At 69.8% G+C, this 18,535-nt stretch carries 14 protein-coding genes; 9 read left to right on the top strand and 5 right to left on the bottom strand.

Annotated elements, in window-relative coordinates:
- The first annotated feature begins 171 nt into the window (after nucleotides 1-171).
- Genes ACOWU6_RS14120 through ACOWU6_RS14095 form a run of 6 tightly spaced genes read left to right on the top strand, consistent with a single transcriptional unit; the run spans nucleotide 172 to nucleotide 9,292 of the window.
- Nucleotides 172-3,078: a glycoside hydrolase family 3 N-terminal domain-containing protein gene (locus ACOWU6_RS14120; protein WP_421076075.1), complete on the top strand. Its 2,907-nt coding sequence runs from the start codon at nucleotides 172-174 to the stop codon at nucleotides 3,076-3,078.
- A 60-nt stretch (nucleotides 3,079-3,138) separates the two neighbouring features.
- Nucleotides 3,139-5,598 carry a glycoside hydrolase family 3 C-terminal domain-containing protein gene (locus ACOWU6_RS14115; protein ID WP_282980147.1) on the top strand — a complete coding sequence of 820 codons (2,460 nt, stop codon included), beginning with the start codon at nucleotides 3,139-3,141 and terminating at the stop codon, nucleotides 5,596-5,598.
- Nucleotides 5,595-6,221 carry a hypothetical protein gene (locus ACOWU6_RS14110; protein ID WP_271174390.1) on the top strand — a complete coding sequence of 209 codons (627 nt, stop codon included), beginning with the start codon at nucleotides 5,595-5,597 and terminating at the stop codon, nucleotides 6,219-6,221. Before ACOWU6_RS14115 ends, ACOWU6_RS14110 begins: the two co-directional genes overlap by 4 nt.
- 4 nt (nucleotides 6,222-6,225) lie before the next feature.
- Nucleotides 6,226-7,251, top strand: coding sequence for a glycosyltransferase family 2 protein (locus tag ACOWU6_RS14105; protein WP_271174389.1), 1,026 nt, complete (start codon nucleotides 6,226-6,228; stop codon nucleotides 7,249-7,251).
- A 17-nt stretch (nucleotides 7,252-7,268) separates the two neighbouring features.
- Nucleotides 7,269-7,991, top strand: a complete 723-nt coding sequence (locus tag ACOWU6_RS14100) for a LytR/AlgR family response regulator transcription factor (RefSeq protein WP_282980144.1) — start codon at nucleotides 7,269-7,271, stop codon at nucleotides 7,989-7,991.
- A complete protein-coding gene (locus ACOWU6_RS14095) occupies nucleotides 7,988-9,292 on the top strand; it encodes a sensor histidine kinase (RefSeq protein WP_271174387.1) in 1,305 nt (434 codons plus the stop codon). The genes ACOWU6_RS14100 and ACOWU6_RS14095 overlap by 4 nt, the downstream gene beginning before the upstream one ends.
- 21 nt (nucleotides 9,293-9,313) lie before the next feature.
- On the opposite strand, the gene ACOWU6_RS14090 is transcribed toward ACOWU6_RS14095, so the two are convergent.
- Nucleotides 9,314-9,493, bottom strand: a complete 180-nt coding sequence (locus ACOWU6_RS14090) for a hypothetical protein (RefSeq protein WP_324013943.1) — start codon at nucleotides 9,491-9,493, stop codon at nucleotides 9,314-9,316.
- A gap of 23 nt (nucleotides 9,494-9,516) precedes the next feature.
- Nucleotides 9,517-10,881 (bottom strand): DUF222 domain-containing protein, encoded by a 1,365-nt coding sequence (locus ACOWU6_RS14085; protein ID WP_421076074.1) that lies wholly within the window; start codon nucleotides 10,879-10,881, stop codon nucleotides 9,517-9,519.
- 193 nt (nucleotides 10,882-11,074) lie between these two features.
- On the opposite strand from ACOWU6_RS14085, the gene ACOWU6_RS14080 reads away from it, so the two are divergent.
- Nucleotides 11,075-12,001, top strand: coding sequence for an aldo/keto reductase (locus ACOWU6_RS14080; RefSeq protein ID WP_421076073.1), 927 nt, complete (start codon nucleotides 11,075-11,077; stop codon nucleotides 11,999-12,001).
- Between the two features lie 42 nt (nucleotides 12,002-12,043).
- The gene (locus ACOWU6_RS14075; protein ID WP_421076072.1) at nucleotides 12,044-12,817 is read left to right on the top strand and encodes a hypothetical protein; all 774 of its coding nucleotides are present in this window, start codon (nucleotides 12,044-12,046) and stop codon (nucleotides 12,815-12,817) included.
- Here the strand turns inward: ACOWU6_RS14075 and ACOWU6_RS14070 are convergent.
- On the bottom strand, nucleotides 12,798-15,863 hold the full coding sequence (locus tag ACOWU6_RS14070) for an AAA family ATPase (protein WP_421076071.1): 3,066 nt from the start codon (nucleotides 15,861-15,863) through the stop codon (nucleotides 12,798-12,800). The two genes, ACOWU6_RS14075 and ACOWU6_RS14070, sit on opposite strands and share 20 nt — an antisense overlap.
- Nucleotides 15,860-17,017, bottom strand: coding sequence for an exonuclease SbcCD subunit D (locus tag ACOWU6_RS14065; protein WP_421076070.1), 1,158 nt, complete (start codon nucleotides 17,015-17,017; stop codon nucleotides 15,860-15,862). The genes ACOWU6_RS14070 and ACOWU6_RS14065 overlap by 4 nt, the downstream gene beginning before the upstream one ends.
- 97 nt (nucleotides 17,018-17,114) lie before the next feature.
- Here ACOWU6_RS14065 and ACOWU6_RS14060 point away from each other — a divergent pair, with 97 nt between their 5' ends.
- The gene (locus ACOWU6_RS14060; RefSeq protein WP_421076069.1) at nucleotides 17,115-17,528 is read left to right on the top strand and encodes a (deoxy)nucleoside triphosphate pyrophosphohydrolase; all 414 of its coding nucleotides are present in this window, start codon (nucleotides 17,115-17,117) and stop codon (nucleotides 17,526-17,528) included.
- On the opposite strand, the gene ACOWU6_RS14055 is transcribed toward ACOWU6_RS14060, so the two are convergent.
- Entirely contained in the window at nucleotides 17,502-18,299 is a 798-nt protein-coding gene (locus ACOWU6_RS14055) for an HNH endonuclease (RefSeq protein WP_421076068.1), read from the bottom strand. The two genes, ACOWU6_RS14060 and ACOWU6_RS14055, sit on opposite strands and share 27 nt — an antisense overlap.
- Between the last annotated feature and the right edge of the window lie 236 nt (nucleotides 18,300-18,535).

Genomic DNA, 18,535 nt, shown 5'->3' with positions numbered 1-18,535 from the left:
GGCCGTGTGACGGACCGCGGGCGGCCGACAGTTCATCCGCCGGAAACGACAGATTGTGCGGCAGCGCCCATGCCCGTGCATGAACATCGGTGGAATGGGTGGCGGCGTCTGCGCACCGAGGCGGGACGCCGGCCTCCGCCGAGGGAGGCCCGCATCAAGAGGAGAGAACACGTGGGTTCAACGAAGGCCAAGGCGCCGATGTCGAACAGGAGGTTCCTCGCGATCTGGATCCCGATCGTCGCGTTCGTGGCCGTCCTGGCCGTCGGCGCGAACATCGCGATCGGGATGTTCCGCGGGGCGATCGAATCGTTCATGGGCACCGGCACGTACGTCGTCAGCAACACCGCCGAGGGCGCTGAGCTCGACACGACCTACTACGAGAGCGATCACGCGACGCAGGACGACGCCAAGGCGGCGTCGGCCGAGCTCGTCGAGGACATCGCCGACGAGGGCATGACGCTCCTCAAGAACAGCGGCGCGCTGCCGCTCGAGACGGGCGCCGTGACGCTCCTCGGGCGTGGCGCCGCCGACCCCGTGTACGGCGGCTCCGGATCGGGAACCGCCGACACGCGCACGGCCGTGAACATCCGCCAGGGCATCGAGAACGCCGGCTTCACGGTCAACGACACGGTCTTCGACGAGCTCGCGGCCTTCGCCGAGGCGAACCCCGCAGCGGAGGGCGGCCGGACGAACATCGTCATGGACAAGCCCGAGGAGTCGAACTACAACATCGGCGAGATGCCGGTCGACGAGTACTCGCAGGACGCGCTCGACAGCTTCGCGGAGTACGGCGACGCGGCGATCGTCGTCATCGGACGCGCCGGCGGCGAGGGCGGAGACCTCGCCACCGACATGACCCCCTGGGACGAGACCGCCGAGCCGGGGCAGCACCAGCTCGAGCTCAACCAGGACGAGAAGGACCTCGTCGCCCTCGCCGAGGAGAACTTCGAGACCGTCGTGGTCGTCGTCAACGCGTCGACGTCGATGGAGCTCGGCATCCTCGAGGACGACCCCGCAGTCGACGGCATCGTGTTCGCCGGCTCGCCGGGTGTCTCGGGCTTCAACGCCCTCGGCAGCATCCTGAGCGGCGCGGTCAACCCGTCCGGTCACACCGTCGACGTCTTCTCGGCCGACTTCACGGCCGACCCGACGTTCGTCAACTTCGGGGACTTCGCCTACTCGAACCTCGAGGACGCGTACTTCGTGGACTACGAGGAGGGCATCTACAGCGGGTACCGCTACTACGAGACCGCCGCGGTCGAGGGCTTCATCGACTACGACGAGGCCGTCGTGTACCCGTTCGGCTACGGGCTGAGCTACACGACCTTCGACTGGAGCGTCGCGGACGCGCGCCTGGGCGAGGTCGACGGCGAGATCTCGATCGACGTCGACGTGACGAACACGGGCGACGTCGCCGGCAAGGACGTCGTCCAGCTCTACTACACCGCTCCCTACACCCCGGGCGGCATCGAGAAGGCCCACGTGGTGCTCGGCGACTTCGCGAAGACGGGGCTCCTCGAGCCCGGCGCGACGGAGACCGTCACGCTCACGCTCGCCGTCGAGGACATGGCCTCGTACGACGCGGCAGATGCGGCGGCCTACGTGCTCGAGCAGGGCGACTACGAGCTGAAGCTGCAGACCGACTCGCACAGCCTCAAGGACGGCATCGAGCCGCTCGTCTACACGGTCGACGAGACCGTCGTCTACACGGACGGACGCGCGAGCGACGAGGTCCCCGCGACCAACCGCTTCGACGACGTGACGGCCGCCTTCGAGGACGGCACCCGCACGGCGTTCTCGCGCGCGGATTTCGCGGGCACCTTCCCGACCGCTCCCGAGGGCGCCGACCTCGAGGCGAGCGAGGCGACGATCGCCGCGTACGAGCCGTTCGACGCCGCAGCCGCCGCGTCCGACGCCGAGGGCGCCGAGGCTCCGACGTGGAACGCCGACAACGACCTGTCCCTCGTCGATCTGCGCGGCCTGCCGTACGAGGACCCCGCGTGGGAGGAGCTCCTCGACCAGCTCGACCCCGACGAGGTGCTCACGCTCCTCACGTCGGGCGCGTACAACACGGCAGGGCTGCCGGAGATCGGCAAGATCCGCACGAACGACCTCGACGGCCCCGCGGGCTTCTCGTCGTTCATCAACCCCGACCTCTGGACCGGGACCGCGTTCCCCTCGGAGTACCTCATCGGCCAGACGTGGAGCCGCGACCTCGCGAACGCCATGGGCGTGGCCGTGGGCAACGAGGCGCTGCACATGGGCGCGAACGGCTGGTACGCCCCCGCGGTGAACCTGCACCGCTCGCCGTTCGCGGGCCGCAACTTCGAGTACTACTCGGAGGACCCGGTGCTCTCGGGCGCCCTCGCGACGCAGGTCGTCGACGGCGCGCTCACGAAGGGCGTGTACTCGTTCACGAAGCACTTCGCCATGAACGACCAGGAGACCAACCGCGTGAACGGCGGCGGGCTCTCGACCTGGGCGACCGAGCAGACCATCCGCGAGCTGTACCTCAAGCCGTTCGAGATGGTCGTGAAGGACGCGCGCGGCGAGGTCGAGTACTACGACGCGGATGGCGAGCTGCAGACGAGCGAGATCGGCTCGACCGCGATCATGAGCTCGTTCAACCGCATCGGCGCGACGTGGGCCGGCGGGTCGTCCGCGCTCATGCACGACGTCCTGCGCGAGGAGTGGGGCTTCCGCGGCTTCGCGATCACCGACTTCAACCTGTACGACTTCATGTACCCCGACCAGGCGTGGAACGCCAGGGGAACGGATCACATGCTGACGTTCGAGGGCTCGAAGACGATCGCGGACTCGACGAGCGCGGCCGCGCAGGACAACCTGCGGTACGCCATCCACAACGTGCTCTACACCGTGGCGAACTCCAACGCGGTGAACGGCATGGCCTCGGGTGCGACGCTCACGTACCAGCTGGCGGGCTGGGAGATCGGCGTCATCGTCGGGACGATCCTGCTCGCGCTGCTCGTCGTGGCCGGCGTGGTCTGGATGGTCGTGCGCGTGCGCCGTCACCGCGCTCGCCCGACCGTCGCCCCGGCCGACGCGGCGACGTACTGACCCAGCCATGAACCGGGGCCGGGAGGGCGACCTCCCGGCCCCGCACAGGAAGACCTCATCGTGAACGACACACCGGCGCTCCTCGCCCAGCTCACCCTCCTCGAGAAGGCCGCCCTGCTGAGCGGTCAGAACACCTGGCAGACGCGCGCGATCGCGCGTCTCGGCATCCCCGCGATCTGGATGTCGGATGGCCCGCACGGTGTGCGCAAGCAAGTCGGCTCCGCGGACCACCTCGGTCTCAACGCCTCCGAGCCGGCGACCTGCTTCCCGACCGCGGCCACGATCGCCAACAGCTGGGACGAGGAGCTCGCCGCCGAGATCGGCCGAGCGCTCGGTGCGGAGGCGTCCGCCCAGGGCGTGCACGTGCTGCTCGGGCCGGGTCTCAACATCAAGCGCAGCCCGCTCGGCGGGCGCAGCTTCGAGTACTTCTCCGAGGACCCCGAGCTCGCGGGGCGCCTCGCCGCCGCGTACGTGCGCGGCATCCAGGAGCAGGGCGTCGCCGCGACGCCCAAGCACTTCGCCGTCAACAGCCAGGAGCTGCGCCGGATGGTGAGCGACTCGGTCGTCGACGAGCGGACCCTGCGCGAGATCTACCTGACCGCGTTCGAGATCGTCGTCGAGGACGCGGCGCCGTGGGCGATCATGTCGTCGTACAACCTCGTGAACGGCGCCTACGCGCACGAGAACGCGCATCTTCTCGCCGAGATCCTCCGCGAGGAGTGGGGCTTCGACGGCGCGGTCGTCTCCGACTGGGGTGGCGGCAACGACGCCGTCGCCGCCGTGCGCGCGGGCGGCTCGATCGAGATGCCCTCGCCCGGGTTCGACTCGGCCCGTCAGATCGTCGCCGCCGTCGAGCGCGGCGAGCTCGCCGAGGCGGACCTCGATGCGCGGGTCGCCGAGATCCTCGACCTCGTGCGGCGCGTCACGACGCGGACGACGCGCGCCCGATCGCGCTTCGACGCCGACGCGCACCACGCCCTCGCCCGACGCGCGGCGGCCGAGTCGGCCGTCCTCCTGCGCAATGAGGGCGGGCTCCTCCCCCTCTCGTCCGGCACGCGCGTCGCGCTCATCGGCGACTTCGCCGAGACCCCGCGCTACCAGGGCGCGGGATCGTCGGCGGTCAACGCCACCCGCGTGACGAACCTGCGGGATGCGCTCGCCGACAGCGACCTCGAGGTGCTCTCGTTCTCGCCGGGGTTCCGCCGGGACGGCCTCCCCGACGCCGCGCTCCTCGCAGGCGCCGTCGCCGCGGCGCGCGAGGCCGAGGTCGCGGTCCTCGCGCTCGGCCTCCCCGAGATCTCCGAGTCGGAGGGGCTCGACCGCGGCTCCCTCGCGCTGCCCGCGGCGCAGGTCGACGTGCTGCGCGCTGTCGCGGCCGCGAATCCGCGCACGGTGGTCGTGCTGAGCGCGGGCGGCGTCGTCGAGACGCCGTGGGCGGATGACGCGGCGGCTCTCGTGCACGCATACCTCGGCGGACAGGCCGGTGCGGAGGGGCTCGCCGACGTGCTGACCGGAGCCGTCAACCCCGGCGGTCGCCTCGCCGAGACCGTCCCGTACCGCCTCGCCGACACGCCGACCGCCGGACGCTTCCCGAGCGTCGACCGCACCGCCGAGTACCGCGAGGGCCCCTTCGTCGGCTACCGCTACTACGAGACCGCGGGCGTCGATGTCGCGTTCCCCTTCGGATTCGGACTGAGCTACACGACGTTCGCGTACTCCGACCTGCAGGTGGGCGACGACGCGGTCTCGTTCACCGTGACGAACACGGGCGGCGTCGCAGGCGCCGACGTGGCGCAGGTCTACGTCGGCCGCCGCGGCACGGGCGGCGTCCCGCGCGCGGTGCGCGAGCTCAAGGGCTTCCGCAAGGTGCGGCTCGCGGCCGGCGAGTCCGCGCGGATCACCGTGCCGCTCGGCGCGCGCGCCTTCCGGTTCTTCGACGTCCGCACGGGCGCCTGGCAGATCGAGGAGGGCGACTACCTCGTGCAGGTGGGCCCGAATGTGCGCGATCTGCCGCTCGAGGCCGTCGTGCCCATCGGGGGCACCGTGCCGCAGCGGGCGCCGGAGGCAGCACTCGCCGTCTATGCCACGGGACGCGTGCACGACGTCTCCGACGCGGACTTCACCGCGCTGCTCGGCCGCCCGCGCCCGGACTCGGAATGGGGCGACGGCCCGCTCGGGGTGAACGATCCGATCGATCGGCTCCGCGTCGCCCGCAGCCCCCTCGCGCGCCTTGTGTTCCGGATCGTCGACGGTCGTCGGCGCAAGGCCGAGGCGTCCGGGGAGCCCGACCTCAACATCCTCTTCCTCTTCAACGGGCCGTTCCGCGTCATCTCGAAGATGAGCGGCGGCCTCGCGACGAGCCGGCTCACCGACGCGCTGCTCACCCTCGTCAACGGGCAGACGATCCGCGGTCTGGGCCGCGTCGTGGCCGCCTTCTTCCGCGGACGCCGGGAGGAGAGGCGCACCCGCGACGCCTTCCTCTCCGCCGCCGACGCACCCACCTCGAACAGGAGCGCATGATGTTCACCGCGATCAAGGACTGGTGGCGAGGCTTCCAGGACCGGCACCCCGAGCTGTCGAAGTTCCTCATGTTCTTCGTGCTCTCGAACGGCGTGACGGTGCTGCAGCTCGCGCTCATGCCGATCTTCCGATGGGCGTTCGACAGCTTCACGGGTCTCGTCGGGGTCGACTTCCAGGTGCTCCCGGTCGGCTCGAACGTCGACGGCTCGACGTACTTCATGTTCGACTACGCGGCCGGCGCCCTCCCTGAAGGGGGCGGCGGTCTCGCCTACTTCCTGGCCGTCCAGATCACGCTGCTCATCGCGCAGGTCATCAACTTCTTCCTCCAGCGCAACATCACGTTCAAGTCGAACACCTCACCGTGGGTCGCGGCAGGATGGTACGCGCTCGCCTATGTCGTCATCACGTTCGTCGCGGCTGCCGCGCAGGGGTTCTACAAGGCCCCGATCTACGACCTCCTCATCGGGATGTGGGGCGGCACGGGCGAGGTCGTGGCCGACGTCGCGACGATGATCATCAACTCGGCGATCTCGTTCTGGGTCTTCTACCCGATCTTCAAGCTGATCTTCCGCCAGACGCCCGACGCCGCCGCCGTGGCCGCGCCCACCGCCCAGGCAGACTAGAGCCATGCCCCTCCTCTCGATCGTGGTCCCCGCCTACAACGCGGCTGACCACCTTCACCGTGCCCTCGTCCCCCTTCTGCGGATGCGGCACGACATCGAGGTGATCGTCGTCGACGACGGATCGACCGACGCCACCGCCGAGATCGCCGACGACTACGCGCGTCGGCGCCCCGACGTGTTCCGGGCCATCCATCAGCCGAACCGGGGGCACGGCGGGGCGATCAACACCGGTCTCGCCGAGGCCCGCGGCACGTACCTCAAGGTGCTCGACGCCGACGACTGGCTCAGCATCCCCGCTCTCGAGCAGGTGCTGCAGATCCTGCGCACCCTCGAGGAGTGCGGCGGCGTCGACGCCGTGTTCACCGACTACGTGCACGACCGCGTCGGCAAGTCGAACCGCGTCTCCCGGTTCGACAGCGTCTTCCCCGCGGGACGGGTCTTCGAATGGGGCGACACCGAGCGGTTCAGCCGTCGCCAGTACCTCATGATGCACGCGATCATCTACCGCACCGAGATGGTGCGGGCATCCGGCCTCCGGCTGCCCGAGAACACCTTCTACGTCGACAACCTCTACGTCGTCGTGCCCCTCGCGCGCGTGCGGAGCATGTACTACCTGCCGGTGAAGCTCTACCACTACGTCATCGGCCGCGAGGGGCAGTCGGTCGAGGCCGACACGATGCTGCGCCGCGTCGACCAGCAGCTGCGGGTGAACCGCCTCGCCCTGCGCGCGCTCCCCTCTCCCGCCGAGGTCGCGACCGGAGAGGTGCCGGCGCCCCTGTACGCCGCGCTGCTGCACTACATCGAGGCTATCTGCGCGGTCACCTCCGCCACTCTCGCGCGAGGAGGAACGCGTGCGCACCTCGCTCAGCGCGACGCCTTCTGGCGCGAGGTCAAGGCGGAGAGCCCGTGGGTCTACACGAGGCTCCGACGGAGCTTCATGGGCGCAAGCAGCAACCTGCCCGGTCATGCCGGGCGCCGCGTGACCTCGCTCGCGTACAGCGTCGCGCGCCGGGTCGTCGGTTTCAGCTGATCCGAGGAGGGAGAGAGATGATCCGCATCGCCGTCGTCGAGGACGACCCGGGGAGCATCGACCGTCTCCTCTCGCACCTCGACCGGTTCCAGCGCGAGCACGACGAGCGGTTCCACATCGGCGCGTTCCATGACGGCGCGGACATCCTCGACGACTACCGGCCCGACTGGGATGTCCTCCTCCTCGACATCCAGATGGAGCGCGTGGACGGCATGACCGCCGCCCGCCGCATCCGCGAGGTGGACGGCGAGGTCATCATCGTGTTCGTGACGAGCTCGCCTCAGTACGCGATCAGCGGATACGAGGTCGACGCGCTCAGCTACCTCCTCAAGCCGGTGTCCTACGCCGCCTTCGAGCAGGAGATGGAGCGGTGCCTCGTCCGCCTGCGGCGGCGCGAGCGCCGTCACCTCCTCTTCTCGACCACCGACGGGGCGCGCCACCGCGTCGACGTCGCCGACATCGTCTACCTCGAGAGCGCGAAGCACAACGTGCTGATCCACACGCTCGAGACCGACCACACGGTGGTCGCGACGCTCAAGGCCATGGAGGCCGAGCTCGCGGACGAGGGCTTCCACCGGTGCAACAGCGGATACCTCGTCAATCTGCGCCACGTCACGGGCGTCGAGGGCAGCGACTGCCGGATGCGCGGCGGCGCGCGGCTGCAGATCAGCCGTCCGCGCAAGAAGGACTTCCTCGCGGCGCTCGCGAGCTACATCGGCTCGCGCGGGATCACGGCATGAGCGACGTCGTCACGAGCGAGCTCGCCGAGATCCCCCGCCTGTTCACCGCTCTCGCCGAGTGGGGCGCCTGCGTGGTGTTCATCGCGATCGTCCGCCGGCGCATGCGGTGGCTCCCGACCGTCGGCGTCGCCCTGGCCGGGCTCGCGGCTCTCGTCGGCCTGCAGCTGTGGGCAGACACCCTCCCTCTCGCGCTGTGGATCCCCGGCATGCTCGGCGCCGCGCTCACGATGTTCGCGCTCCTCTTCGCGTCGCTGCGGATCACCGCGGTGACGGCGGGGTACCTGACAGCGCGGGCGTTCGTGCTCGCCGAGTTCGTCGCGTCGCTGCACTGGCAGCTCGAGCGCTTCTACCTGCCCGACGCCGAGGGCGTCGCGCGGGCGGCGTTCCTCGCCCTCGTCTACGGCGGCGTGCTCGTGCTCGCCTGGCTCGCCGAGCGCCGGCATCTCACGCGCGGCGCGGAGATCGAGGTCGGATGGCGCGAGCTCGTGAGCGCGCTGGCGATCGCCGCAGCGACCTTCGGGATCTCGAACCTCAGCTTCGCCAACGCCAACACCCCGTTCAGCAGCCGGCTCGGCCCCGAGATCTTCTACATCCGCACGCTCGTGGACCTCTGCGGCTACATCGCGCTCTACGTGCAGCACGAGGTGCGCCGCGAGATGCAGACCCGGCGCGACGCGGAGGCGATGTCGCAGCTGCTCCGGAGCCAGCACGACCAGTACGAGCTCTCGCGACGCGCGATCGACGAGGTGAGCCGCAAGTACCACGACATGAAGCACCACCTCGATGCGCTGCGGGCCGAGACCGATCCGGGGCTGCGCGAGCGGATGCTCGACGACCTCGAGGAGTCCATCCGCGACTACGGGGCACAGGTGCGCACGGGCAACCGCGTGGTCGACGTGGTCCTCACCGGCAAGCGCCTGCGCGCCAACGAGGACGGAGTCGACGTCTCGTACGTGGCAGATGGCCGGCTGCTCGACTTCATGAGCCCGCTCGACGTGACGGCGGTGCTGGGGAACGCCCTCGACAACGCCATCGAGGCGACGAAGCGCATCGCGGACGCCGATGAGCGCCTCGTGCGGGTCGCCCTCTTCGCGCAGGACGACTTCGTGATGCTGCGCGTCGAGAACACCTTCGACGGCATCGTGAAGCGCTCGGATGGCCGGATCGTCTCACGCAAGCGCGAGGCCGGCCACGGCTACGGTCTGCGGAACATCGAGGCGGCCGTCGAGCGGTACGGCGGCTCGCTCTCGATCAGCGCGGACGAGCGCTGGTTCTCGCTGCGCGCGCTCTTCCCGCGCTGAGCGTTCCGGGCTCGGCGGTGCTCAGTCGCGCCGCGAGCTCACGAGCGACCGCAGCACGAAGAAGACGACCACGGCCACGACGGCGACGACCGCGAGCTTGAAGATCCAGAACATCACCGAGAACAGGATGTTCACGAGCCACCACGCGATGACGACCGCGGCGATGACGCCCAGGACTGTCCAGATGGTGCTCTTGTTCATGACTCCAGCCTAGGGCCCGCCGATCAGCAGGCCACCCGGTACCGGGTCGGCCCGCCACGACGCGGCGTGCGCGTGTGGTCGAGCCAGGGCGGCGGGATGAACCACGGCACCGCGTCGACCCCGGCGCCATCGATGCGGATATCCCATCCGTCGTCGTGGATCCGATGATGACAGGCCACGCACAGGAGGATCCCGTTATCGAGATCGGTCCTTCCTCCCCGCGACCACCACTCGATGTGGTGCACCACAGCGTGCCCGGGCGGGGCGCCGCAGAATGCGCACTCCTCGTCGCGGATGGAGATCGCGAGCTTCTGCTTCGGAGTGAAGAGGCGCTCTCTGCGTCCGAGGTCGAGGATCTCGCTCTTGCCGCCGAGCACGCACGGGATGATCTGCGCATCGACCGCCATGCGCCGCACCGCCTTGGCGGTCACGGGCTGCTCGATTCCGTCGATGGTCGCCATGCCGCCGCCCGACGCATCGCCGTTCTGCTCATCGAGTGCCGCGCGGAAGGTGTCGTAGTCCATCCGCACGACCATCGTGGCGATGGGGCGGGTCGGAATGGCGGTGCAGCCGAGCGCATGCCGCGCGACGTCGGCGAGGATGTCGATCTGCATCTGCAGCCGCGTGCGACGATCGCGGCGCGCCTCGTCGGGCTCGTGTTCGTTCGCGCGCATCCGCTGCGTCACCATGCCGTCGAGCAGCGCGACGATCGGCGCCGCCGTCTCGGGGTCGGCGCGTCCCGTGAAGGACACCGAGCCGTCGCGCTCGGTGCGCCACGCGAGCATGCGCCGATCGCGGCGATCCTGCTCTCGGTCTTCTGCGCCATCCGGATCGAGCCGCATCTCGGCATCGAGCAGCAGGCGCCGCAGCTCGTCACTCGTGAGCCCGGGGGCCTGCGCGACGAGGATCGACTCCATCTCGTCGCAGGCCGCCGTGCCGGCGCGCACGACCACCCGGTCGAGCATGCCGACGATGGCCTCCGCTGCGGCGAGGCCGAGGGCGCCGGACCGAAGCGCCTCGGCGACATGCGGGTGCTTCGCGGGCAGCCGCTCCCCGACGAGGCTCATCCGCGGCGCGATCGCCTCGCCGACGCGCATGAGCCGAGCAGCCTCGCCCGTCGTCACACCCGTCGTGGCCGAGAGCAGGGTGCCCGGCGAGGAGTACCCCTGCCTGCGCGCGAACCCGTCCTTGCCGAGCTCGCGGCGCGACTGCCGGGCGATCTCTCCCGAGGCCGCGGCGAGCGACGCGTCGACGCTCCGCCGGAGGGCGCCGAGCACATCGGTCAGCGCCCTCAGCTCGTCCGGAGCGAGACCATCCACATCGAGGTCAGCGACGTCGGCACGCAGGGCCGCCAGGCTCTCGCTGAGTGCTGATGTCATCATCGACATGACTCCATAGTAGTTCTGTTCGATTGGCCGCGCAAGAGTTTTTAGAAGTTTTCTTCGGGTTTGGTCGCACACGATCGCGCGTCCCTCCCCCGCGAACGCAGCCGCAGCATCCGCTGATCTCCCCGTGATCCGCGCCCCGACCATCCGACCGCTCATAGTCTGGAAGCCGGATCGACGAACGACTGGAGGCACCATGGCACGGATCGGCACGAGCGAGCTCGACGTCTTCCCCCTGAATCTCGGCGGAAACGTGTTCGGGTGGACGGCAGACCGCGACGAGTCGTTCCGCATCCTCGACGCCTTCGTCGAAGGAGGCGGCGACTTCATCGACACGGCCGATTCGTACAGCGCGTGGGTTCCCGGCAACAGCGGCGGCGACAGCGAGCGGATCATCGGAGCCTGGCTCGCCGATCGCAAGCCGCAGGGCGTGACCGTCGCGACGAAGGTCAGCCAGCACCCCGACTTCCGCGGCCTCTCCGCCGCCAACGTCCGCGCCGCCGCGGAGGCGTCCATCGAGCGCCTCGGCGTCGAGTCGATCGATCTCTACTACGCGCACTTCGACGACGAGTCGACGCCGCTCGAGGAGACCGTCGCGGCGTTCGGCGAGCTCGTGCAGGACGGCCTCGTTCAGTACACCGCGATCTCGAACTACACGCCCGAGCGCATCCGCGAGTGGATCCGCATCGCGCGCGAGATCGGCGCCCCTGACCCGGTCGCCGTGCAGCCCCACTACAACCTCGTCGAGCGCGGCATCGAGCAGACGATCCTCCCTCTCGCCGAGGAGTTCCACCTCGGCGTCCTGCCCTACTTCTCCCTTGCGAAGGGCTTCCTCGCGGGCAAGTACCGCTCGGCGGCCGACGCCGGCTCTCCGCGTGCGGGCGCTGCGAAGGAGTACATCTCCGAGAAGAACCTCGCGCTCATCGACGGCATCGAGCGGATCGCGCAGGCCCACGGGGTGTCGATCGCGACGATCTCGCTCGCGTGGCTTCGGTCGCGCCCCACCGTCGTCGCCCCGATCGCGTCGGCGTCGCGCGTCGACCAGGTGGCGGATCTCCTCGCCGCCGGACGCCTCGAGCTCGCGCCGGAGGAGATCGCAGAACTCGACCGCCTGTCCGCCTAGCGGCCCGCAGCGCCACCCGCGCGCGATGGCAGGATGAGCGGGATGGCTCCCGCGACCGACGACGAACTGCGACTCCTTCGCGAGCAGGCCTTCGGGCGTGGGGCGGACGGCGCGACGCGCGCCGCCGCGCTCGCCCGCCTCGCGGAACTCGACGGTGCGGCCCGGGCCGCGAAAGTCGATACCGCGGGTGACGAGGGCGTCGCGGCTGCTTCCCCTTCGCTCGCGGCGGACGCGGCGCGGCCCGGTGCGGCAGCGGACACGCAGAGCGCGGCATCGGAGGGCGATCCAGCACTGTCCGCTCCGGCGGATGGCGTGTCGGGATGGCGATGGATCGAACGGCTTGCGGCGCGCGTGCGCGGGCTTCCCACGATCAGACTCCTCGCCCTCTGGGCTGCATCGCTCGTCCTCGCCGTCGCGGTCACCCTCGGGGGCGTGGCCGCTGTATCGAGCATCGACGTGCACCGGGTCGCCGTGCTGCACGTCGACCCGGACGGCGAGCTGCCGCCGGAACTCGATATGCCGGGAGATGTCACGGTCTTCGAGGAGTTCCACAGCATCAGCTTCGTGACCTACCCGCTCAGCGGTTCGGGGCGCACGGCAGGCGGTACACGGTGCATGCAGGCATCAGCTCCGCTCCCCGATGACGGAGCGCGGTACTTCTTCGGGCTCGCGGCCTGTGCGTTCGGGCCATTCCCCGCGACCATCGCGACAATGATCGACGAAAGCGCGCCGGCGCCGCTTCGCGACATCTTCCCCGTCGGAACCGCTCTCCAGTTCGAGCTGTCCGGAGATCAGATCATCGTCCGAGCGGACTGACGGTCTCCTGGGTCACGGTGCTCCAGCCCTGAGGCGTGCGATCGACGCGCAGCTGCGCGGGGATCTGCTCCTTCATCGCCTCGACGTGGCTGATCACGCCCACGGTGCGGCCGCCCTCGCGGAGGCCGTCGAGCGTGCGCATCGCGACCTCGAGCGTCTCGCTGTCAAGTGATCCGAAGCCCTCGTCGATGAAGAGGGTGTCGAGCGTGATCCCCCCTGCGCGGTTCGTCACGACCTCGGCGAGGCCGAGCGCGAGAGCGAGGGAGGCGAGGAACGTCTCTCCGCCCGAGAGCGATCGAGGTGACCGCGGCTGCCCCGTGAAGCGGTCGAGCACCTCGAGCCCGAGGCCGCTCGCCGCGTTGCGGTATGCGAGCGCGTCGGTGTGCTGGAGCGCGTAGCGGCCATCCGACATCTCGTCGAGGCGGCGGTTGGCGGCTTCGACGATGCCCTCGAGCTCGGCCGCGAGGACGAACGTCTCGAGGTCCATCTTCTTCATGTTCCGCCCGGCGACGGCGTCGGCCAGGTCGCGGATGATCGTCGCCTCGCGCACCGCGGCGGCGATGCTCTCATGCGCCTCCTGCGCCCGGCGGAGCGCGTCCTGCAGCGCTGCAGCGAGTTGACGCATCGACGACAGGTGCGCGACAGCCGCGTCGCGGGCGTCGTCGGCCGCGGCGAGCGCGGCCTGCGCGCCGTCGACGTCGATCGGCTCCTCGGGCAGCACGAGGAACTCGAGCTCCATGAGCGCGGCCTTCGTGCTGCGCAGATCGCCGTCGTGGGTGCTGATCCGCTGCTCGAGCTGCTCCTGCGCGGCGACGTCGCGGATGGCCGTGCGCGCGCTCTCGACATCGGCGAAGCCCGCGTCGCGGACGGCCCGATCGAGCGCCTCGGCCGCCTCTGTCGCGGCTCGCTCCGCACGAAGCGCATCGTTCTGTGCTTCGGCGTAGGCCTCTGCGGCCGCCGCGCGCCGGGTCTCCGCCTCGATGCGATCGGCGACCGACTCGGCGTCGCCTCTCGCTGCCTTGACCGTCGCGCGGTTCTTCTCCAGCCCGTCCTCCGCCGAGCGGATGCGCGAGGCCAGCTCGGTCTTCTCGGTCTCCACCGCGGTCCGCTCGGCCCCGAGACGCTGCTCCTCCTCGGCGAGCTCGCGCTGGGCCGACTCGATGGCCTTGAGCTCCTCTGCCGCGGCCGTCGCCGCGCGGAGCTCCTCTGCCGCTGCGTCGCGTTCGGACTCGAGCTGCTCGACGCTCCGCCCGCCCGACTTCGCCTCGGCTTCGGCGAGCGCGCGCTGCGCCTCTCGACGGGTCTCGGATGCCGCGAGCTCGGTTCGGCTCGCATGCGCCTTCCGCTCCTCCGCGGCGTCGATCTCCTCAGCGGATACATGGTCGTCGTCCCGCTCGGCCGGCGCGGGGTGCGCTGTGGACCCGCAGACCGCGCAAGCGACGCCGTCCGACAGCTCCGCCGCGAGTTCGGCGGCGTAGCCGCTGAGGCGACGCCGATGGAGCTCGGCGAGCTCGCGATCGGCGGCGTCGCGCGCACGCAGCGCCTCCTCGGCCGCCGCGGCGGCGCGCTCGTACGCGGACGCGAGTCGTGCAACCTCACGCGCAGCCTCGAGCTGCGCCGTCGCCGAGGTCAGCCGGTCCTCCGCGTGGCGGCGCTGCCCCGCGGTCTCCGTGGCAGACTTCGCCGCGGCGTCGAGCTCCCCGCGTCGACGCGGGATCTCCGCGAGGCGCGCCGCGACCTCATCTGCGCGCTCCTGCGCTCGTGCGGCTTCGTCGCGCAGGGCGGCGAGGGTCTCCTCGTCGGCGACGAGACTCTGCTCGACGGCGAGAACCGGTCGCCATTCACCGATCCGCTGCTGCGCCTCCGTCGCGATCCGCTCGAGATCGGCGGGCTCGAGGCCCTCGCCCGACGCGAACTCGGACCACCGCTCCGCCGCGCCCTCGACCGCGCTCACAGCGGTCGCGACGGCGGCGAGGGCGCGTCCGGCGCCATCGAGCGCGCCGCGCACGCTCTCCGCCCGGCGCGCCGCGGTGAGCTCCGCCCGCGCGCGCTCGATGTCGTCGATGCGCGCTTCGAGCTCGTCGAGCCGGCGCCGCAGACCGTCACGCTGCTCCTGCTTCTCCCGTTCGCCGCGGAGCCGGTCGAAGGTCTCGGCGGCCGCCTCGCGGCGGCGACGCGCCTCGGCCTCCGCGGCCTCCGCGATCTCCACCTCGTGGCGCGAGCGCTGCTCGGCGCGCTCGAGCTCGGCGATCCGCATGCCGTCAGGGGCGCGCCCGACCGCAGCCTCCGTCACCTCTCGGCCCGGGCCATCCGCTGTCGCCGCATCCGCGATCGCGCCGCCCTCGCCATCCGCCGCAGCCTCGGACGAGGACGGAAGCCGCGCCGCGATGCCATCGGCCTGGTCGAGCACGACCGAGAGGAGCTGACGCCCCTCGGCGACCGTCGCCTCAGCCGATGCCCGCCGCTGATCGAGCTCCCTCTCGTAGTCCTCGAAGCGGCGCGAGCCGAAGAGGGTGCGGAGGAGCTTCTGCCGATCGTTGTTGTCGGCAAGCAGGAAGCGGGCGAAGCGCCCCTGCGCGAGCAGGATGACCTGGAGGAACTGCTGCTGGTTGAGTCCGACGACCTCGGCGACGAGGTTCGCGACGTCGCGGTCCTTCGCGGCGCGCCAGTCGACGGAGTCGCCGACCACCTCGCCCATCTGAGCGCGTGCGGGAGCCGTGGTCATCCCGTCGCCGCGCTTCTTCGGGCGCTCGTACTCGGGCGATCGCTCGATGCGCCAGCGGGTGCCACCGGTCGTGAACTCGACGGCGACGCTCGTCGGGTCGTCGGGCTCGCAGTGGTCGCTGCGGAGGCGCTTCTCTCCGCCCTCGTAGCGCGGAACCGAGCCGAAGATCGCGAAGGTGATCGCGTCGAGGATGCTCGACTTGCCGGCGCCCGTGCGCCCGCCGATGAGGAAGAGGCCGTCGGCGGCGTATGCGTCGAGGTCGACGACCTGGCGCCTGCGGAAGGGGCCGAAGCCCTCGATCTCGACGCGGTGGATTCTCATGCGCGCGTCTCCGCGGCCTCGCGGGTCGAGACGACCTCGCCGATGATCTCCCGCTCGACATCGGTCGCGCCCTCGCCGTTGCGCACGTGCGCGAGGAAGTCGTCGACGAGCTCGCGGTCGGAGCGCGCGCTCTCGACTCGCTCACGGAAGGTGCGACGCTCCTCCTTGACTCCTCCGGCGGGTGCGAGCTGGATGGTCGCGCATCCGTCGAAGCGCGCGCGGAGCTTCCGCATCGGCTCGAGCGGCGGGTTCACGTCGGTCAGCACGGCGCAGACCCAGTCGCCCTCGTACTCGCGGTAGCGCTCGTCGGCTAGCAGCTCGTCGAGGGTGCCGCGCAGAGTGACGAGCCGGCGCGGGATGGGGAGGTCGAGCCATTCGATGCGCTCGACACCGTCGGCGCCGAGATCGACGATCCAGGCACCGCGGGGCTTGTCGCCCTCACCGAAGCTGTAGTGCAGCGGCGCGCCCGAGTAGCGGACGTTCTCCGCGAGACGGGACCGCCCGTGGATGTGCCCGAGCGCAACGTAGTCGGGCCCGTCGAAGTCGACGAGCGGCACGACGTCGAGCGACCCCTGCCGGATCTCGCGCTCGACGCCCGCGGTCGGCTCGACGTCGCCCGCGAAGCAGTGGGACGCGACGATCGATCGCCCGCCGCGCTCGGAGCGATCGGCGTTCACGAGGCTCATCGCATGACGGATGGCCTGCTCCTGCGTGCGCAGGTCGACGTCTGGCCAGACGCTGTGCACGATCGTGGGCTCGAGGTAAGGAAGACCGTAGAAGTGCACGGGCCCGTGCTCGTCGTCGATCGTGACGGGGGTGCCGACCGAGCGCGGATCGGTGATGATGTGCACGCCGGCTGCTCCGAGCAGCGGTGCCTGGAAGCCCAGCCGCGCTGCCGAGTCGTGGTTGCCGCTCGTGACGACGAGCTGAGCCCCTGCCGAGCGGATGGCCCGGAGCGTGTCGGTGAGCAGTTCGAACGCGGCAGCGGCGGGCGTACCGGAGTCGAAGACATCGCCCGCGACGACGACCACGTCGATCTTCCGGGCGCGCACCTCCTCGACAAGGGCATCGAACACGCCCCGCAGCGCATCGAGCGTCGAGAACCCGTGGAAGGTCCGCCCGATGTGCCAGTCCGAGGTGTGCAGGATCCGCATGCTTCAACGGTAAGGAGGGGGCCGGACATTGCCGCGGCGACGCGGCGGGCAGGTGTCAGGAGGGCGCAGGACCGACCGGCCGATCTAGGCTTGCCGCGTGGAAGCTTCCGTGGCCCGAGAGATCCCGGTGGTGGCTGCCGCGATCATTCGTGATGGCCACGTGCTGTGCGCGCAACGCCGACCCGGCGCCGCGCTCGGCGGCATGTGGGAGTTTCCGGGCGGGAAGATCGAGCCAGGCGAGGCCCCTGCCGACGCCCTCGCGCGCGAGATTCACGAAGAGTTGTCCTGTGTTATCCGGGTGGACGAGCATGTCGTCACGACACGATATGAGTACGACTTCGGCGTGGTCGTGCTCTCTACCTACGTCTGCGAACTGCTGGACGGCTCTCCTCAAGCGTCCGAGCACTCGTCTCTGATGTGGCTACGCCCCTCGGAGCTCGACGGACTCGAGTGGGCCCCAGCCGATATCCCCGCGGCACAGGCCCTAGCTCAGACCATCGTTGGCCTTTGAGAGAAACCGTTCAAACCTGTACTCGAGGGCAAGCGGATCCGGCCAGTCCGTCCTTTTGACGGGACGGGCGATCTCACGCCCGTGAGACTTCCCGAGTATCTCTCCGAGGATCAGGTCACCCGGCTTGTTTCGGACGCGCGCGGCCACTTCCACTCTGTAGCTGGGAGTGATTGCCATTAGCAGGCCATCGAAGGCCGCATGGTGAATTTTGCAGAGCGATAGACCGTTCGTTACGACCGGCTCTCCGCGTTCATGTAGGTCGGGGTAAATGTGCGCGGCCTCGAGCAGAACGGTCTCAGACAAAGCACACACCGCACACCGGTGTCGATAGGCGTTCAGCACGCGGAGGCGAAAACCCGCCTGGTGTGCGCGCTGCCAGATCTTCCGCTGCTTATAGTTTCGATATTGAGGCATCTCCGACAGAGGGTCGATGCCGTGGAGCTCATCGTCCTGGACGCCCGGTAACCAGAACTGGACAACGCGTTCGTTCCAGTCGAACTGATCAAGAAACACCGGATAGTGCGCGTCATAGAGACCTTCACGGACCGGATGAAAGTAGACCAGTGGAACTCTCGCCTGGTAAGCCCTGAAGAGCTTGACGTTATCGCCCGCGTCCTTCTTCTGTAGCGAGTAGGTGACGCGTCCCTGGCTGTCAATCTGGTCGCGATAGTCAAATCCCGAACGAGCTCTGATGAGCGTCTTGTAGGTGGTCAGGATACTCAGCGTGGCGTCCAATTCGCTGGGATTCCGAATTCCCTTCGAGTTGTCCACCAGGGTTCCCTTCATGCCGGGGAACCGGTATGACGACAGAAGCGTCCGGCTCAGGGGGCCTCCCCCAGAGATCAGCAGCTGCTCGTCCAGCCACCGGAACACGTCGGCTCTGAGCAGATCCTCTTGTTCCGCAGTAAACGTTGACCTATTGGCTCGAGGGCCACGCGGAACTTCCATAGTTCAACAGTATCGTTTAGCTATGTGAAGGGTTGGAAAGATCGGAAGTCGCACGAGTG

The sequence above is a fragment of the Microbacterium sp. SA156 genome (genome assembly GCF_049065455.1).
GTDB lineage: Bacteria > Actinomycetota > Actinomycetes > Actinomycetales > Microbacteriaceae > Microbacterium > Microbacterium barkeri.
Note: the sequence above shows the minus strand (reverse complement) of the source record. Positions and strands in the feature narration are given on the sequence as shown.